Raw genomic sequence first — 16,972 nt, forward strand, 5'->3', positions numbered from 1 at the left:
AGGTGATTTATTATGAAACTCGCTTTAATTGGAGCTGGCCCACGCAACTTAATGGCTTTAGAACGGTTACTAGCCTGGAATCGACGGATGCCCGTTAAAAATTTAGATATTCATCTTTTTGATCCAGCGGGAATCGCAGGACGCGTTTGGCAACCAGATCAACCACAAGAACTTATAATGAATTCACTCGCGGCCAAAATTACGCTTTTCACCGACCATACGATCGAAATGGAAGGCCCCGTTTTACCAGGACCAACCTTATTTGAATGGTCGCAACGATCTGGTAACCAGTTTATTCTTGAACATCATTACCAAAATGAAAAAGCATTTCTAAACGAAATCAGCCATCTGACTACCAATAGTTATGCCAGTCGGGGATTGTTTGGCATCTATCAAGAATGGTACTACCAACAACTGCTTAAAGATCTTCCTGATTCAGTCACGGTTACCTTTCATCTGGAACGCGTAACCGGAATTCAGCGGCTAACTGGCCATACCTACAAGGTGAATTTCGATGACACTGCCGAAACTTTTGACGGCATCTCAATGGCCTTGGGAGAAGGTTTAGCACAAGCCAGCGATTCCGAAAAAGAGCTGGCCCAGTTTGCGAGCGAAAATAATCTCACTTACTTACGCAGTGGCTATGCATCGGAACAGAATTTCGATAAGATTCCTGCCAAATCAAACGTTTTGCTACGCGGTTTGGGCTTGAATTTCATGGACGCTATGATCATGTTAACAGCTCATCGCGGCGGTAATTTTCAACGTTTAGATGATGACTCACTTATTTACAAACCATCTGGCACTGAACCCAAGATTTATGCCGGATCCGGACGGGGATTTCCTTATCATGCCCGTGGATTCGATCAAAAATCAATCGGAGAAACTCGCCCCCTTTACTTCTTATCAAACCAAATTGTGGCGCACATGATTGATAAACAAGAACAAATGAGCGGTCAGAAGTTTTTGGATTTAATCTACTCGGATGTAATTTGTACTTATTACACAAAGCTGGTTGCTCAAAAGTACACCGGCGTGAGTGCCCATGAATTTGAACAGGCCCTCCAAAAAGATCCTCTTTCACAACAAGTTTTGGACGATTACGGAATCTCTCAAGAAGACCGGTTTAACTTGGAAAATCTGGCCCATCCAGAAGGCAATGCAAAAACTGCCGATGATTTACAAAAAGTTATGATTCAGTACCTAGAAAAAGATATCGCCGAGGCCAAACGTGGCAACAAGATGAGTCCCTTCTCAAGTGCAATGGAAACTCTGTGCGAATTGCGGACAAATATTCGTAAGGTCATCACCTACAAACTAATTTCTGATGACGACTATGCAAAGTACATTTTAGGCGGTTTTAATAGTTTAAATAGCTTTCTGGCGGTTGGTCCACCAATTTTAAGATTGGAACAACTTTTGGCATTAATTAAAGCGGGTGTAGTTGAAATCCTTGGACCAAAATTGACGGTCGAAACTAACCAACAACATTTTCTAGCTTATTCAAAACAGTTTTCCGATCGTAAAATAGAAGTAGATGGCGTTATTGAAGCAAGATTAGCCTCTGTGGATATCCGAATCAGTACAAATCCATTAATTCAAGATTTGTTAGAAACGGGAATGGCTCGTCCGTACGAACTCCACTTCAAAGATGGCAGTACCAAATAATTAGGTTCAATGGACGTGACCACTGAAACTGCCGAAATGATTGATAACGATGGTAATCCGGTCCCCAATGTTTACATCTGGGGAATTTCAACGGAAGGTCGCCACTGGCTGACAAATGGTAGCCCAATTCCAAGTGTCAATGATGTCCGTTTGCGAATGGCAGATATGATTGCAAACCAGATGCTGAGTTATAGTGAGTGAGACAAGTTGAGAAGAAGGAAATCACAAGGACGACGGATGCGGGATCGTAATCCCGCGGGAGACGTGCTTGTGATTTCCTTTTTGACTTGTTGAGCTGTCCTAAGATGAGTGAGTGAGACAAGTCGGTAAAAAAGAAAAGCACAAGGGCGACGGATGCGGGATCGCAATCCCGCGGGAGACGTGCTTGTGATTTTCTTTTTGACTTGTCGAACTGTCCTAAGAAGAGTGAGTGAAACAAACTGAAAAAAGGCTAAATATAACTGTTCTGGATGCCAGAAGAATTTCTGGCTGGAAGGATAGTTATATTTAGCTTTTTGGTTTGTTGAGCTGTCCTAAAGAGTGAGTGAAACAAACTGAAAAAAAGCTAAATATAACTGTTCTGGATGCCAGAAGAATTTCTGGCTGGGAGGATAGTTATATTTAGCTTTTTGGTTTGTTGAGCCGTCCTAAAGAGTGAGTGAAACAAGTCGGTTAAAAAGAAAAGCACAAGGGCGACGGATGCGGGATCGCAATCCCGCGGGAGACGTGCTTGTGATTTCCTTTTTGACTTGTTGAGCTGTCCTTAAGAAGAGTGAGTGAAACAAAAATAAACAAGCCTGAATCAGTGACTAACACTGGTCCAGGCTGTTTGACAATTCATTGTAAATTAACCCTAACTGTCCGTGATTTACCGTCCGATTCTGTAATTTGAATCTTAATCTGATCGGTTCGGTTTTTATAATCATAAGTTAGATCCAGATCACGAACTTGTTCACCTTCATCAATATCATCATCGCGCTCAACAGAATTTAATGTTGTGCCAGCCTGAGTAACCTTAACCTGGGCAAAGTTAGCAAACGGTGCTTTCTTTTCCGATTTAGGCTCCCAGGAAACCTTAACTTCGAGTTGACCATCGTCTAATTCTGCCTCAACTTGATGCACCGTAAATTTATCAAATTTCCAACTACTATCCAACAATGACATTTCATCATCGCTATTTAATGTTCTCGACGAACTGGATTGACTTGACGCAGAATTTTCTTTAGTCGAACTTGAAACGGAACTGCTTGATGAATTGTCCGATTGTTGTTCATTGTTAGTATTATTGGAACAGCCACCTAAGAAAAGAAATAGAGAAGAAAGAAGCAGCAATAAAGTTGTTTTTTTCATAAGATCCTCCTATATAGTGAGTAAAATAAGTTGAGAAAAGCTAAATATATATATCTATTTTGAAGGTCAAAAAAATGCCACCTGCAAGATACTTATATTTAGTTTTTTTTGCTTGTCGATCTGTTCTAAAAAATATTAAATATTAAATTTATTTAGTTGTTTTATTTGAATACCTGTCCGTAATAATACAAGTCTTGTTGATTTTCCGGGCTAACACTGATCTTAGTCACACTACAGTTTTGGGGCTCTTTAAAAGCCAACGGATCTGTTGCCTTTACTGCATTTTGGGCAAAACTACGCGTCGTAAATCCATGAGTAACAATAATTATTTTCTGATTTGGATACTTTTTTTGCATGTCGTTAGTAAATTCAGCAACCCGTTCTTCAACGTCTGTAAATTTCTCACCATGCGCCGCTTTATAGTATTCTGGATAAACTGCGTTGCTTCCGGGAATGAAATATTTCAGATACTTGGCTTTAAGGTCTGCATCATATTGACCATCCCAATCGCCATATGAGATTTCAAGCAACCGATCATCAACTTCGACTGGCAAATCATGTCCTGTATTCAGAATGTTAGCTGTATCTTTGGCACGGGTCAGCGGGCTCACAATCAAACGGTCCGCAAAACTAATATCAAAATGATCATGCAGGACTTGAGCTTGTTTAATCCCATTTTCGTCCAGCTGCGAAGGTTCCGCATCCACTTGTCCCTGTTTAAAACCCATTGTATTGCCACGTGTTTCGCCATGGCGGACGATGTAAAATTCTGTCATATTCAATCCTCACTTCTCTACAATTAATAATTCAATATTACAGCTATTGTAGAATAAATGAAAACCCTTTTACATATTTCCGCCATGAACTTCGGCAATATTATAGACAAGTGCAAAAGCATCCGGTGCCAATATATGAATTTGATTCAAAATATGTTGATACTCTGAATTTTCCACCACAATCATCAACATTTGCTTCTTATCACCACTGTAGCCACCTCTGACATCAAAAACAGTAAGGCCCTTTTCCATCAAGGTTACCAAGCTATGTTGAACCTCATCCAGATTCCCGTCACTCATAATATAAATAACTTTTTTGCGATCCAGGCCGGTCTCAATGTAATTCATGATCACCATGGTTAAAATCGATGAAAAGATGGCAAGAAAGAACGCTTCAAATCCGGAAACAAAAATATTGAAAAAACAGACTATCCCGTCCACTGCCAGCAATCCAACAGCCGGTTTTAGGTTGAAATATTTTTTAAAGATTAATGGCGGTACAGTGGTTCCTCCACTAGACGCATCTATGCGATAAAGAAGTGCAACTCCTGCTGCAAAAATGGCTCCGCCCACAATGACCGCTAACAAGCGATCATTTACCAGCTTAATTTGTGGCGTTATCGCTAAACACATCGGAAGTAACAGACTACCAAATGTAATCCGGGCTGTAGTTGCTTTATCCAATGTGAAATAAGAAAGGATCAACATTGCCACGTTCAATACTAAAACGACGATCGACATATTAAGTCCAAAACTTTCGTGCAATAAAATGGCAATTCCGGTCGTTCCACCGGATGCCACGTTATGTGGTGCGTAAAACATGTTAATCGCGACGGCAATGATCTCCAACGCGACCAGAATTAAACCCATTTGTATGAGCCAATGATATTTACGTTTGCTCAACACATCACCTATCTTTCTTGTGGTTTACTTATTAACTTTATTATCGCAAATTTTCTTTCATAAAGCTAATGATGTGTATAATTGAAGACGAATATTAGCAAAATAAAAAGACTTCATTTGCCAATTCATCTGACAAACGAAATCCATTTTAACGATCCAGAACTAATTCAATAACTTTTTTACGAGTAGCCACGTTAAGATGCGTGACGTTTTCTGTAAGAATTTTTTCATACTCCACTAACGCATCTTCGGGAAGCGGCGTATTTTTGCTCAAAGCCACCAGTACATCATCCACCGTTGTATTCAATGAAACAGTCATAAAAATGTTCATTTTTTCAATTACATCTCTTAATAAATCCGTCAGCAAACCATTTGGCTTCCCATTTATATCGGTAATGACTAACTGATGGCTGTTCACCATTGCGTGATCAATCCGACTAATTCGTACTACATCAAATACCGATATCATTGTGCCAACCCCGTTTCTGCATATTATAACCTGCATTATAGCTCAAAAATTGGAAACAAGACAAGACGAAGAACTTTTGAGCAGAAATTAGTTCAAATGTATAAACCGTAACCTAGAAATCTGAACTTGTAGCTTTCATTATTTCAACACCTTTATTTGTCAGTAGGTAGCCGGTCCCTGTTCCGTCAAACGTTAATCCCTCGAACTCTCGGGTTGCAATTGCCTTTCCTTGAGCATTAGACGTTTGGAAAGTTTCAGCACGCACATCACTTGCAGATAAACTACTTGAATTTCTCCTAAAACCTAAATAGTCATTTATTTTCTTCATAAAACAAAAATCCCTCTACATTTATCAAATAAACCATATTAGTTCATTTAATAAGTGTAGAGGAATTTCGCAAATCTTTTCATTTTTTTAAATTTACATTTTATACTTATTTGCCAATTCATAATCAAAAATCCAAAGCATACCTACCGAGAACAATAACGAACCCACAATTACTGGTATAGAACTACCATTCTTTTCAGATGTTTGTGGTAAAACGCTGGAATTACTAGTAATGTACTTATTAGAAGTGCCTTTTATCGCATTTTCAGTGTCAACATTTGTTTTGCTTGTAGCATTAGCATTTGTAACAGTCTTGGTTTTGTCTGCTTTACTGTATGTTTGTGCATTGTTCTTATTATTCGAATTTGTAGAAGGCGCCTTCTCCACTGTTATTTTTATATTCGAAGTTGGATCTTTCATGGTTGCGCCTTTGTCCAGGCTTTCCTCTATCGAATCAGACCAACTACTCGTGTTTGCAGAAGACGTTTTAGCTACTGTTATTTTTGTGTCAAAACTCGGGTCTTTCATTGTGGCTCCTCGTTCTGAACTATCAATACTTTCCTCTCTCACATTGTCTGCATTCGTTGTAGCTGCATGTGTTACGCTACCAAAATTCATGAATAATGAAATTGTTACCACTAAAACTATGACAATCAATCTTTTTTTATTTAACATATCTTAATTCCCCCCATTTTACTTTTACAGTCGTACATTTGCCACTACTGTTGTAAATATTGATAAACGAAATTATCGTTTTCAGTGGAAATACTAACACACTATTTCGTGTTCATCAAATCAATTTTCACCCATCGTTAGTAAAGTATAAATATTGAAAAAGTAATTAAATTAGCATATTTTCCTTACGTATATTCCTTTACTTACCCTTTGTATGTTGGTAGGATAATCACTGTAATTTGATTGAGAGGAAGAAGAAAAATGAATACAAATTTTTTAGATGCTTTAAAGCAACGACGTACAATTTATAATCTCGGCAAAAATGTGACCTTACCTGAAACTGACATTAATCACTTAATTAAATCGGCTATTCGTGAGTCACCAACCGCGTTTAACAATCAAACTCTTCGTGCAGTTATTTTGTACGGTGAAAAACACGATCAACTTTGGGACATCGTGGCCAATCGCTTAAAATCAGAAGTGCCCACTGAAGAAATCTACGCTGGCACTAAACAAAAAGTTGATAGTTTCAAAGCTGGCTTCGGGACTATCCTCTACTTCACAGATCAAAGTGTGGTTGCTGATTACGAAAAACAGGTTCCTTTATATGCAACAAACTTTGAGGCGTGGGCAGAACAAGGCCTTGGTGGTGCGCAACAAAACGTTTGGACTGCCTTATCAGAAAATAAAATTGGAGCTAGTTTACAGCATTACAATCCACTCATTGATGGTGAAGTGCGCATTGCCTTTGATATCCCAACAAATTGGGTTTTGCGTGCTCAAATGCCTTTTGGGTCAATTGAAGCCCCTGCTGCTGCTAAAACCTACTTAGAAGATGACAAACGATTCCGCGTTCTAAAATAAATTATATTTAAGCATTCTCAATTTTTTAATGGGGATGTTTTTTTATAAATTTAAATTTATAGTTAAAAGTCAATAAGCTAGCACTAATGATGAGAATACCCTACAATAGAACTAGTTATTCAACAATGGAGGTTTATTTAATATGACGACTTTTGTGATTTTTTTAACCGCGCTAATCGGACTTGAACACTTGCTTATTATGCTTTTAGAAATGTTCGCGGGTCCTAACACGCAAGCCAAGGCTTTTGACCTGTCACCCAGCTTTGTTAAACAACCTAGTGCCCAAGTGGCTTTTGGTAATCAGGGTATTTACAATGGTGCCCTTGGCTTACTGATCATTAGCACATTATTCTTTTTTAGTGGTCCAACTTTGATAACCATTCTGCGCCTTTTAATGTTTTTCGTGATGGTTGTCGGCACTTACGGCGGTTTAACTGCTACAAAGAAAATTTTTGGTCTCCAATTGTTACCTGCTACCATCGTTTTTATTTTGTTATTTTTAGTCTGATTACATCAAAATAAGCATGCCTTATTTGAGCTTTTTCTCAACTTTGGCATGCTCTTTTCTTTTCAAGCTTTTTTAATTTTATGTATAAAAAAAGAATCCAAGATCTTCTCATTTCTTGGATTCCCCTATGAGGAAGTACCCCAACCACTTAATTGTTTTTGCTTTGAAATAACCTTACACCTTCACAACTATCTATTTTTCTTTCGTAAAACCTCACAGATCACGCATCACACACCGAATCTCCTAGTCTTACTAATTATCTTTATCGATCTTTGCTCTAACCCACTCGACTTATCTATTTTATATCTACTGGTGCGATTCAAGTAGTCTCCTACTGATTCCACACTTGTTCGAGCTTCAGCGAGCTTTCCGATCGTTTAAACAGTTTATCTTATCGATGTTGAAATTCCTCCAACAAAATTCTTGTTCCTGTCGCTAACTGTCTATCTTCGTTACAATCTCAGACTTTATCTTTACATCGCGTCTGTAGATGATGTTTTTAAATATTCGTTTACTAGATTGGCCCAAATTTAACCAGCTAGCATCAAACTGAGAAGAACTTTCTGGTTGGGGAGTTATCCCCTTCCTCAACTCTTATAATAGCACGGTGTGCAATCGGTTACAATTAAATTGCTCACCCTATTTTCCTATTTGTTTTCGCCACTGATCTTCAGTAATGGCATACAACACATCATCCACCGTTCGTCCTTTTAGTTGTGTATTATTGTGCAACACACCTTCCTTTTGCATACCAATCTTCTGCATGACACGTCCAGACTTTGGATTTTCTGAACAATGTAGCGCCTCAATTCGTTTCAGTCCTAGCTCTGCAAATCCAAGTCGTAAAACACGAGTTGCAGCTTCCGGTGCATACCCATTTCCCCAATTCTCACGTCCAATTGCATAGCCAATTTCCGCTTTTAAATCTGGTGCATCCAAACGAAAATCGATTGTGCCAATTAATTTGTGATTAGCTTTTAGTTTGATCCCCCACTTACCCTGAGGAGATTTGACAAAATAGTTCAAGATTTCCGTTTTTGCTTCCGTCAAATTTTTGTAATAGTCAAATGACAAATACTTCACAGTTTCTGGATCCTTTGCGTAAGCATACATATCTTCCGCATCGTCCACGGTTACCGGACGCAAAACAGTCTTTTTGTTTCTAAACGATTATTCAATAAAAGTTTTTCTTCAATTGTCATTACTAAATCTCCCCGCTAAATTGTAAATACTATACCGTTTGAAAGATTAAAAGTCAATTTGATTTGTTTTCTTACATGTATCAGTCTGCAATATTAGGTTGTTTTTCATTAGAATTAGGTTAAACTAATCCTATAGCATTTTTTATGAAAGAGGTCATTATATGTATATCAACCGAATTAAAAACCTACAAACAAAATTAACCAGTTTAAAAATAGATGGTTTATTGATTGAAAATGAATTCAATCTTCTCTATTTAACTGGTTTTGATGGCCAACAAGGTGATGGCCGTTTAGTCGTCACCCCATCTGGTGCCACCCTCATTACTGATGCACGTTATGAAGAGGATCTCAACGAACGTTTAGAAAATGGCATCCAGCTTGTTATCACGCGGGATTACATGAAAGTTATTACCAAGTTAGTGCACACGCAATCTATCAAAACATTGGGATTCGAAGACACAATCATTTATTCAGATTTCGCCAAACTTGAACAGTTACCCAATTTAAAACTACAAGCCACTGATGGCGTTGTAAATCACTTGAGAGCAGTTAAAGGCCCTGAAGAAATTACTGCCAATACGAAAGCAATTGAACTTTCTGACCAAGGATTTAACTATTTATTAACCCAAATCAAACCCGGATTAACCGAAATTCAAGTTTCTAACATTTTAGATAACTGGATGAAAGCTCATGGGTCAACCGGTGCTTCGTTTGAGACCATTGTTGCTAGTGGCGTCCGTGCAGCCATGCCTCATGGAGCGGCCACAACAAAAGTAATCAATTCTGGCGAAATGATCACCATCGATTTTGGTTACTACGTAAATGGATATACTTCTGATATTACTCGGACAATTGCTTTAGGTGACCCAGATCCTAAACTAAAAGAAATTTACAATATTGTCAAAGTTGCCCAACAAAAAGTAATGGACGCGGTTAAACCAGGAGTTTCTGGTAAAACTTTGGATAAAATTGGCCGTGATTTTATTACTTCTAAAGGCTATGGTAAAGAATTTAATCATGGAATGGGCCATGGCATTGGTTTAGATATTCACGAATATCCTGAAAGTTATGGTGCTATGCCAGCATTCAAAGTTTCACAAAACGAGATTTTAACTGTGGAACCGGGAATCTATGTAAAAGATCTTGGTGGTATTCGGATTGAAGATGATGTTCTAGTTACCGCTTCAGGTTGCCAACGACTTTCTCAAATCACACAAGATTTAATTATTTTATAGTAAAAATGACTGTTTGCTTTGGATTTCAAAATCCATTTCAAACAGTCATTTTATTTTATAGTTTAATGTTTCGCAGTTCGAAGACGGCTTTGCAACCAAGGAACCATCCGACCATAAATAATTCCAGTCGCAAGTCCAACAACTGCCCCCTTAATCAGATTAAATGGTAAAACACCATACAGCACCATTTTAAGGGTTGATAAGTTAATTTGGAAACTTACTAATTTAAAATAAAGCGGCAATAAAACAAACAAATTAGCTAGGCTCATAAACACTGCCATTGATATGGTTCCTACAATAATTCCGCGGATCACATATTTAATTTGTTTACGAATTCCTTCTGTTACATGCTTACGAACCGCATAATAGATTGGCAATGCAAAGCACATTGTGGCTAAGAAATTCGCAATAATACCAATAATGCCAACCATGCTACTGTCTTTTGTAACAATGTCCAGTAGTCCTGCCACGGCCGTTGTGGCAATTCCTGCTCCTGGCCCATACATTAGCATGATGATTAGGATCGGTACATTCGCGAAATCAATTTTCAGGAAACTAAACCCTGGTAAAATTGGAAACCCAAACAACAATAAAATATATGAAATTGCAGCCATCATTGCAATGACCACCAAACGTGTAACATTTTTGCTACCCATGTGAGACATCCTCCTTGAATGACTCATCTCAGGTGACTTATTCGTATTCAAAAAAAAATGGTTCCTTATGCTGAAACAGAGCATAAAGAACCAATTGAATTTAAAGTACACAAATAACCCAATCTTCTTTATCTAGACTTTAACTATCGGTATCGGCATTTCACCGATTCAACCATCACAATGATGGGTCGTGGACTGTATAACCACCGGTCGGGAATTTCACCCTGCCCCTGAAGACGAACCTTATTTAATTTTCAAAAATAATATTACACTACTTATCTAGAAATAACCAGTAATCATTCTTATCAGTCCAAAAATTAAAATAACTTCCGAGTATGACATCAAAAACTCAAGTACGCTACTTTCAAATTTTATAAAATTATAAAACCCGATTAGTGCAAGATTTTTTGAGTGAAATTCATATTACTTCGATTTTTATAATAAAACTTAGTCTGACCTGACAATATGTCGAGATTCTTCACATATTTCCTAAATGGCACATGAGTCGTCAATGTGAAGGTAGTATGAAATCATGGACACGATTTAGTATAATTCCATAATAGGAAGGATTGTGTTTTTATGACCAAGAAAAAGTACTCAGTAGATTTTAGAAAAATGATTGTCAAGCTGTACCAGGATGGCGCCCCGGTAGCTGATCTTACAGACGAATATGGTGTATCAAATGTAACTATTTACAAATGGATTAATCTATATAAAGAAGACAAAGGAAGTGGAATTTCCAAATCAGATGTTTTAGCGTTGCAAAAACGTTTGAAACAGCTAGAAAGTGAGAATGACATCTTAAAAAAAGCCTTAACCATATTCGCCAAAAAGTAAACCCAGATGACTGGCAGACAGCCGTTGATATTAATTTGAAGCACCATAGTATCAAAGAAACCTGTAAAGTACTCTCAGTTCCACGCTCAACTTACTATGAACATCAGCAGAATCATGTATCGCCACAAGCCAAGCGTCGTAAGACACTTAGCCAGTCGATTAAACGCATTTACTTTAATTCTAGACGTATCTACGGGGCACCTAAAATTCTAAAAGCGTTACAAAAAGAAGGTAAGACTGCCAGTATTAAGCTAGTTCAACGATTAATGCGCCAAATGGGGTTAAAATCAATCACGCGCAAGAAGTGGCATTATCAACAAACTAATGATATTGATGCGACTGATTATTCAAATATACTCGCGCAAGATTTTCGTACAACCAGTCCAAATCAAAAGTGGTGTGCAGACATAACTTATATTCACACCAAAGCCAATGGCTGGTGTTATTTATCAAGCATTCAGGATTTATATTCACGTAAAATCATTGCCCATAAAATCAGCCGTCATATGACTGCTGATCTTGTGATCAGCACTTTTCAACAAGCCTTTGAAACTAGAAAGACGACTAATAACTTAATTGTGCATACCGATCTGGGTAGCCAGTACCGCAGTGCTGGCTTTGAACAGATCTTAGCGCAACACCATATTCGCCATTCTTATAGCAAGCGTGGCTGTCCCTATGACAATTCATGTTTGGAATCATTTCACGCCAGTTTGAAAAAAGAAGAGGTTTACCAACACCATTATCAGGATTTTGAAGAAGCAAATGCTGCAATATTCAGCTACATTGAGAGCTTTTATAACAGTGCTCGAATTCACAGTAGCATTGATTATTTAACTCCAAATGAAAAGGAAAAATTAGTCGCTTAAATTATACATAAAATGTGTCCAGATTCTTGACCTAAATCCAATGTTTTATTAGTGTTAAGCCAAGCCTCATTACTTGTTCTTATTGAATTCGCGTTATGGTTGATTCCCATAATTAATAATAAATTTGTAGATACTAACCCAACTAAAATAAAACTAATAAAATTAAGTTTTGAAAGATTAAAATTTGTATTTCTAAATGTCACATGAAAAGCATAATTGGCAATCAATATTGCAACTAACACCATAAAAATATAATTTCCAAAATACTCCCTTACACGCAAAGGACTTGCAACAATCAAATAAGGACCGGCTGTAATTCCTCCGGAAATTTGAAAAAATATGGCCAAACCTTTTAAATTTTTAGGTAACAAATACAATATCAATATGAGCACAAGAATCCAGAAAGAAGTCATTACAAAAGTATCCAAATATGCAATAGTCTTATTCAAGTTATTAACTATAAACAAAAAACTAACAGTCTTATAATCAATATATTTATTAATACCGACAAAGTAAACCAAATATCCAATAAGTATTGTCACAATTATTTTTCTAAAACGAATATTTTTATTTGAAAGTAAAATCATAATAAATAGAATGGCAATTAATACGTTTAACAAAAAGTTAAATGTCAAAAAATAAAAATGTGTTTAAAAAACATAATTATGCATAATTTGTAATATACTATGTGAGGTTTGCCTATAACTAGAATTACTAATCATATGATAGGACGGATTGATCACCATTAATATAGTTCCAATAATTGATCCGACAAAAGCAAAGTAATTATATTTACTGACTTTATCTTTCAAAACATATTTTTGAAGAATTATCATAAAAGCAACCATTAAAAACTGATAGATTGTCATACTTTCTAAAAACAATTGGCCACAAAGCATCAGAATCAACAAAAATACATCAAGTCCATAATTATCTTTAAGTCCTTGTTTATTAATCCAAATAAACGTTAAAGACGTCACCATTGGTGGCACATAATTAACAAATGCTGCATTCCACGCAATTACATCGGTAAAAATACCAGTCGGTATCAATAGAATCGCAAGTGTTGCCAAAATCAAAGAAATATTGTTTGATCCACAAATCTTATAAATCAAGTAAATTAAAAGAGTTAGAAATATACCATAAGCAAGCATACCAACAATCAAATGCCTAACTGAATAAATTTCAAGAATACTGCCCAAATATCTACCATTGCCACTTCCGCCAAATGTGGAGTTACCAACAAAAAAATGATGCAAAAGATATTGTCCCTTATCCCCTGCCCAAAAAAAGTCATCACTACATAATATTAGAAAATATCTAAAACAAACAAAAAATATAAAAATGAAGCTAAAATATATTCCTTTTGTGAATCTTTTTACCATGAAAAAGTCTCCTTAATTTCATTCATTTATTACCATTTCAGTAAGTAAACGTGAACCAATTAGCCGTCCATAAAAACGCGATTCTATTCATACACAGGGTTAATTTTAACTAGCTAACAATACACTCAACCATATTAAGAAAATTCGTCATTAGTCATTTATTGTTATTAGCACACCTGAGCACAACAGCATTAATTATATCATTATTTATAACAAATCAATTAATGGTATCGAATTTGACTTTAAATCACCAATTATTTCATCAAACCAGTTAATATTTTTTTGTTCAATTATAGTTAAGCAAAAAAATTCAGGAAAAAATTCACCTGACCACATTTGCAAATTCACACCAAATTCATGGTACTATATTAGAAGATGTGAAGGTAGTATGAAATCATGGACACGATTTAGTATAATTTCATAATAGGAAGGATTGTGTTTTTATGACCAAGAAAAAGTACTCAGTAGATTTTAGAAAAATGATTGTCAAGCTGTACCAGGATGGCGCCCCGGTAGCTGATCTTACAGACGAATATGGTGTATCAAATGTAACTATTTACAAATGGATTAATCTATATAAAGAAGACAAAGGAAGTGGAATTTCCAAATCAGATGTTTTAGCGTTGCAAAAACGTTTGAAACAGCTAGAAAGTGAGAATGACATCTTAAAAAAAGCCTTAACCATATTCGCCAAAAAGTAAACCCAGATGACTGGCAGACAGCCGTTGATATTAATTTGAAGCACCATAGTATCAAAGAAACCTGTAAAGTACTCTCAGTTCCACGCTCAACTTACTATGAACATCAGCAGAATCATGTATCGCCACAAGCCAAGCGTCGTAAGACACTTAGCCAGTCGATTAAACGCATTTACTTTAATTCTAGACGTATCTACGGGGCACCTAAAATTCTAAAAGCGTTACAAAAAGAAGGTAAGACTGCCAGTATTAAGCTAGTTCAACGATTAATGCGCCAAATGGGGTTAAAATCAATCACGCGCAAGAAGTGGCATTATCAACAAACTAATGATATTGATGCGACTGATTATTCAAATATACTCGCGCAAGATTTTCGTACAACCAGTCCAAATCAAAAGTGGTGTGCAGACATAACTTATATTCACACCAAAGCCAATGGCTGGTGTTATTTATCAAGCATTCAGGATTTATATTCACGTAAAATCATTGCCCATAAAATCAGCCGTCATATGACTGCTGATCTTGTGATCAGCACTTTTCAACAAGCCTTTGAAACTAGAAAGACGACTAATAACTTAATTGTGCATACCGATCTGGGTAGCCAGTACCGCAGTGCTGGCTTTGAACAGATCTTAGCGCAACACCATATTCGCCATTCTTATAGCAAGCGTGGCTGTCCCTATGACAATTCATGTTTGGAATCATTTCACGCCAGTTTGAAAAAAGAAGAGGTTTACCAACACCATTATCAGGATTTTGAAGAAGCAAATGCTGCAATATTCAGCTACATTGAGAGCTTTTATAACAGTGCTCGAATTCACAGTAGCATTGATTATTTAACTCCAAATGAAAAGGAAAAATTAGTCGCTTAAATTATACATAAAATGTGTCCAGATTCTTGACCTAAATCCAATGCCACAAATATATTGAAGGGGCCTTATTCATGATTTTTTCAAAACTAAATCGAAAATCAGCAATTTTAACAATAGCATTGGGATTCATATTTGTACTAACTATATTCTGTTCTATTATTTATAACGCCTCTAATCTAAAACTAGCATCATGGAGTCTTAGCACATTGAAAATGATAGGTGGCTTTCAAAAAACTAGTTTGGTACTTCTCGCCTTTTTTCTTGGGGAGGCGTTAAATTTTCATCAACTTAAATGGGTTACAGTACTAAAATTTTATACTGTTCTTTTATGCTTTTCCATACCACTTACGCCATTGCTTTTCAGCATCGACGTTTCAACTATAAATGTGAACACATTTATAAATTCATTCTTCCCTTTTTTAATTAAAAATTATTGGTTTTCAACGATAATTATTTTACTAATGATTTTTCTGACAATATTCAAGCGGAAATCGCAAGAACAAGTTAGCCACCCCGCAGGCGAAGTTGCGGGGCAAGTCAGAATATCTATTGAAGGTCAAGATAATAGCTACGCACTACATGATTTACGAATACGTGCTGCTTCAATTTGAAAAGCTTCTTTTGGGGTTTGATACTTCAAGATACGTCGCGGTAATTGGTTAAGACGACTTTCAACCATTGAAACCGTCTTGGGACCAATCGTATCTAATGAGTGTCCCTTAGGTAAATATCGTCTAATCATGCGGTTATGAGTTTCATTGGTTGCTCTTTCAAAGGAACTATACGGATGGGCATAATAGATGTCAGCTACGCCGTCTAAGACTGCATTCAAGGCTGTGAACTCCGTTCCGTTGTCAGCAGTAACAGATTTAATAAGATCACCAAATTCAGCACAAATTCCCTTAAGTGCATACGATACCGAATCAGCATCTTTGCCTTCAATCAAGCGAACAATATCATAACGAGTTTTACGTTCCGTGAAGGTCAATAATACACTTTCATGTCCACTTCGTTTACCAACTACAGTATCAATCTCAAAGTGGCCAAATTCCTTGCGTTTGTCGACCCTTTTAGGACGTTCCTCAATACTTTTACCAGCTAAACGTCGATGCTTGTTTGACCAGTGATGTTTAGTACGACGGTTAGCCTTCTCCACCAAATCAAGATTACGGATCTCTAACAATTGCGCATCGATATAGTTGTAGAGAGTTTTCGTACAAACCATCTCCGTGCGCTTAAACAGATGTTGTTGGTGGGCGAAGCCGACTGCTGCATCAGGTGACCAATCATCTTGGTGGAAATGATCATCAAAGTAAGCCAGAAAGTTAGTAACAAATTTAAATTTTAGAGGTCGATGACAGCGTTGTCGATTCGTTTGATACCGAACTTGGGCCGTATCAGGCGCATAAACGCTAAAGTACTGTTCTTTACCATTGAGTTTCTTTACCTGTTGAATGCGGCCACGCTTAAGCTCATTATTAATAGTTTGATGACAGACACCAATTTCAGCGGCAATTTGACGAGCAGATTTGCCTGCAGAAAGTAAGCCAGCAATTCTGCCTCGCTCAATTTGAGTTAAATGATGACCCTTTACGTGAGATGTGATAAGCTGTTCTTGCACCAAGACGAAAACCTCTTTCATTGTTTAGTGTGGGAACTTCAATGATACCTGATTTT

At 36.9% G+C, this 16,972-nt stretch carries 20 protein-coding genes and 1 riboswitch; of the genes, 9 read left to right on the plus strand and 11 right to left on the minus strand.

All coding sequences use genetic code 11. The features are described 5' to 3' along the window. The first annotated feature begins 12 nt into the window (after positions 1 to 12). Together PI20285_RS08145 and PI20285_RS08150 are read left to right on the plus strand one after the other, a co-directional pair. Positions 13 to 1,668 (plus strand): FAD/NAD(P)-binding protein, encoded by a 1,656-nt coding sequence (locus PI20285_RS08145; protein ID WP_057774822.1) that lies wholly within the window; start codon positions 13 to 15, stop codon positions 1,666 to 1,668. 9 nt (positions 1,669 to 1,677) lie between these two features. After that, positions 1,678 to 1,869: a hypothetical protein gene (locus tag PI20285_RS08150; protein WP_057774819.1), complete on the plus strand. Its 192-nt coding sequence runs from the start codon at positions 1,678 to 1,680 to the stop codon at positions 1,867 to 1,869. 636 nt (positions 1,870 to 2,505) lie between these two features. Here the strand turns inward: PI20285_RS08150 and PI20285_RS08155 are convergent. The 6 genes from PI20285_RS08155 to PI20285_RS08180 all read right to left on the minus strand — a co-directional run bounded on the left by PI20285_RS08155 (position 2,506) and on the right by PI20285_RS08180 (position 6,169). Continuing rightward, positions 2,506 to 3,018 (minus strand): hypothetical protein, encoded by a 513-nt coding sequence (locus tag PI20285_RS08155; RefSeq protein ID WP_057774817.1) that lies wholly within the window; start codon positions 3,016 to 3,018, stop codon positions 2,506 to 2,508. A 161-nt stretch (positions 3,019 to 3,179) separates the two neighbouring features. Beyond that, on the minus strand, positions 3,180 to 3,794 hold the full coding sequence (locus tag PI20285_RS08160; protein ID WP_057774814.1) for a histidine phosphatase family protein: 615 nt from the start codon (positions 3,792 to 3,794) through the stop codon (positions 3,180 to 3,182). A gap of 69 nt (positions 3,795 to 3,863) precedes the next feature. After that, complete coding sequence (locus PI20285_RS08165) at positions 3,864 to 4,697, minus strand: YitT family protein (RefSeq protein ID WP_057774834.1); 834 nt, start codon at positions 4,695 to 4,697, stop codon at positions 3,864 to 3,866. Positions 4,698 to 4,845: 148 nt separating this feature from the next. Beyond that, positions 4,846 to 5,166, minus strand: a complete 321-nt coding sequence (locus PI20285_RS08170; protein ID WP_057774811.1) for a hypothetical protein — start codon at positions 5,164 to 5,166, stop codon at positions 4,846 to 4,848. A 112-nt stretch (positions 5,167 to 5,278) separates the two neighbouring features. Next, positions 5,279 to 5,494 (minus strand): hypothetical protein, encoded by a 216-nt coding sequence (locus tag PI20285_RS08175; protein WP_057774808.1) that lies wholly within the window; start codon positions 5,492 to 5,494, stop codon positions 5,279 to 5,281. Positions 5,495 to 5,587: 93 nt separating this feature from the next. Then, entirely contained in the window at positions 5,588 to 6,169 is a 582-nt protein-coding gene (locus tag PI20285_RS08180; RefSeq protein ID WP_057774806.1) for a hypothetical protein, read from the minus strand. Between the two features lie 261 nt (positions 6,170 to 6,430). Here PI20285_RS08180 and PI20285_RS08185 point away from each other — a divergent pair, with 261 nt between their 5' ends. Both PI20285_RS08185 and PI20285_RS08190 read left to right on the plus strand, forming a co-directional pair. Then, positions 6,431 to 7,033 carry a nitroreductase family protein gene (locus PI20285_RS08185; protein ID WP_057774802.1) on the plus strand — a complete coding sequence of 201 codons (603 nt, stop codon included), beginning with the start codon at positions 6,431 to 6,433 and terminating at the stop codon, positions 7,031 to 7,033. Between the two features lie 142 nt (positions 7,034 to 7,175). Beyond that, positions 7,176 to 7,541, plus strand: a complete 366-nt coding sequence (locus PI20285_RS08190; protein ID WP_057774799.1) for a DUF1304 domain-containing protein — start codon at positions 7,176 to 7,178, stop codon at positions 7,539 to 7,541. A gap of 639 nt (positions 7,542 to 8,180) precedes the next feature. On the opposite strand, the gene PI20285_RS08195 is transcribed toward PI20285_RS08190, so the two are convergent. After that, complete coding sequence (locus tag PI20285_RS08195) at positions 8,181 to 8,687, minus strand: GNAT family N-acetyltransferase (RefSeq protein WP_226996024.1); 507 nt, start codon at positions 8,685 to 8,687, stop codon at positions 8,181 to 8,183. A gap of 217 nt (positions 8,688 to 8,904) precedes the next feature. On the opposite strand from PI20285_RS08195, the gene PI20285_RS08200 reads away from it, so the two are divergent. Beyond that, entirely contained in the window at positions 8,905 to 9,978 is a 1,074-nt protein-coding gene (locus tag PI20285_RS08200; protein ID WP_046872078.1) for an aminopeptidase P family protein, read from the plus strand. A gap of 62 nt (positions 9,979 to 10,040) precedes the next feature. On the opposite strand, the gene PI20285_RS08205 is transcribed toward PI20285_RS08200, so the two are convergent. After that, on the minus strand, positions 10,041 to 10,634 hold the full coding sequence (locus PI20285_RS08205) for an ECF transporter S component (RefSeq protein ID WP_046872079.1): 594 nt from the start codon (positions 10,632 to 10,634) through the stop codon (positions 10,041 to 10,043). A gap of 117 nt (positions 10,635 to 10,751) precedes the next feature. Beyond that, positions 10,752 to 10,876, minus strand: a riboswitch (FMN riboswitch). A 337-nt stretch (positions 10,877 to 11,213) separates the two neighbouring features. Between PI20285_RS08205 and PI20285_RS08210 the strand changes: the two genes are divergently transcribed. Both PI20285_RS08210 and PI20285_RS08215 read left to right on the plus strand, forming a co-directional pair. Further along, on the plus strand, positions 11,214 to 11,471 hold the full coding sequence (locus PI20285_RS08210; protein WP_017866964.1) for a transposase: 258 nt from the start codon (positions 11,214 to 11,216) through the stop codon (positions 11,469 to 11,471). Next, positions 11,456 to 12,340 (plus strand): IS3 family transposase, encoded by an 885-nt coding sequence (locus tag PI20285_RS08215; RefSeq protein ID WP_105782191.1) that lies wholly within the window; start codon positions 11,456 to 11,458, stop codon positions 12,338 to 12,340. The genes PI20285_RS08210 and PI20285_RS08215 overlap by 16 nt, the downstream gene beginning before the upstream one ends. On the opposite strand, the gene PI20285_RS08220 is transcribed toward PI20285_RS08215, so the two are convergent. Both PI20285_RS08220 and PI20285_RS08225 read right to left on the minus strand, forming a co-directional pair. Next, a complete protein-coding gene (locus PI20285_RS08220) occupies positions 12,337 to 12,927 on the minus strand; it encodes a hypothetical protein (protein WP_158694989.1) in 591 nt (196 codons plus the stop codon). The genes PI20285_RS08215 and PI20285_RS08220 overlap by 4 nt on opposite strands. Before the next feature lie 63 nt (positions 12,928 to 12,990). Further along, the gene (locus PI20285_RS08225) at positions 12,991 to 13,725 is read right to left on the minus strand and encodes a DUF6056 family protein (protein ID WP_156406550.1); all 735 of its coding nucleotides are present in this window, start codon (positions 13,723 to 13,725) and stop codon (positions 12,991 to 12,993) included. Between the two features lie 443 nt (positions 13,726 to 14,168). On the opposite strand from PI20285_RS08225, the gene PI20285_RS08230 reads away from it, so the two are divergent. Further along, positions 14,169 to 14,426: a transposase gene (locus PI20285_RS08230; protein ID WP_017866964.1), complete on the plus strand. Its 258-nt coding sequence runs from the start codon at positions 14,169 to 14,171 to the stop codon at positions 14,424 to 14,426. Then, complete coding sequence (locus tag PI20285_RS08235; RefSeq protein ID WP_105782191.1) at positions 14,411 to 15,295, plus strand: IS3 family transposase; 885 nt, start codon at positions 14,411 to 14,413, stop codon at positions 15,293 to 15,295. The genes PI20285_RS08230 and PI20285_RS08235 overlap by 16 nt, the downstream gene beginning before the upstream one ends. Before the next feature lie 568 nt (positions 15,296 to 15,863). Here the strand turns inward: PI20285_RS08235 and PI20285_RS08245 are convergent. Further along, positions 15,864 to 16,937 carry an IS30 family transposase gene (locus PI20285_RS08245; protein ID WP_105782225.1) on the minus strand — a complete coding sequence of 358 codons (1,074 nt, stop codon included), beginning with the start codon at positions 16,935 to 16,937 and terminating at the stop codon, positions 15,864 to 15,866. Positions 16,938 to 16,972 lie beyond the last annotated feature (35 nt).

This window comes from Pediococcus inopinatus (assembly GCF_002982135.1).
In the GTDB taxonomy this organism is placed as follows: Bacteria; Bacillota; Bacilli; order Lactobacillales; family Lactobacillaceae; genus Pediococcus; species Pediococcus inopinatus.

Coding starts and splice junctions, on each gene's coding strand:
- PI20285_RS08145 (WP_057774822.1), top strand. CDS start 13: ATGAAACTCGCTTTAATTGGAGCTGGCCCACGCAACTTAATGGCTTTA.
- PI20285_RS08150 (WP_057774819.1), top strand. CDS start 1,678: ATGGACGTGACCACTGAAACTGCCGAAATGATTGATAACGATGGTAAT.
- PI20285_RS08155 (WP_057774817.1), bottom strand. CDS start 3,018: ATGAAAAAAACAACTTTATTGCTGCTTCTTTCTTCTCTATTTCTTTTC.
- PI20285_RS08160 (WP_057774814.1), bottom strand. CDS start 3,794: ATGACAGAATTTTACATCGTCCGCCATGGCGAAACACGTGGCAATACA.
- PI20285_RS08170 (WP_057774811.1), bottom strand. CDS start 5,166: ATGATATCGGTATTTGATGTAGTACGAATTAGTCGGATTGATCACGCA.
- PI20285_RS08175 (WP_057774808.1), bottom strand. CDS start 5,494: ATGAAGAAAATAAATGACTATTTAGGTTTTAGGAGAAATTCAAGTAGT.
- PI20285_RS08180 (WP_057774806.1), bottom strand. CDS start 6,169: ATGTTAAATAAAAAAAGATTGATTGTCATAGTTTTAGTGGTAACAATT.
- PI20285_RS08185 (WP_057774802.1), top strand. CDS start 6,431: ATGAATACAAATTTTTTAGATGCTTTAAAGCAACGACGTACAATTTAT.
- PI20285_RS08190 (WP_057774799.1), top strand. CDS start 7,176: ATGACGACTTTTGTGATTTTTTTAACCGCGCTAATCGGACTTGAACAC.
- PI20285_RS08200 (WP_046872078.1), top strand. CDS start 8,905: ATGTATATCAACCGAATTAAAAACCTACAAACAAAATTAACCAGTTTA.
- PI20285_RS08205 (WP_046872079.1), bottom strand. CDS start 10,634: ATGGGTAGCAAAAATGTTACACGTTTGGTGGTCATTGCAATGATGGCT.
- PI20285_RS08210 (WP_017866964.1), top strand. CDS start 11,214: ATGACCAAGAAAAAGTACTCAGTAGATTTTAGAAAAATGATTGTCAAG.
- PI20285_RS08220 (WP_158694989.1), bottom strand. CDS start 12,927: ATGATTTTACTTTCAAATAAAAATATTCGTTTTAGAAAAATAATTGTG.
- PI20285_RS08225 (WP_156406550.1), bottom strand. CDS start 13,725: ATGGTAAAAAGATTCACAAAAGGAATATATTTTAGCTTCATTTTTATA.
- PI20285_RS08230 (WP_017866964.1), top strand. CDS start 14,169: ATGACCAAGAAAAAGTACTCAGTAGATTTTAGAAAAATGATTGTCAAG.
- PI20285_RS08245 (WP_105782225.1), bottom strand. CDS start 16,937: ATGAAAGAGGTTTTCGTCTTGGTGCAAGAACAGCTTATCACATCTCAC.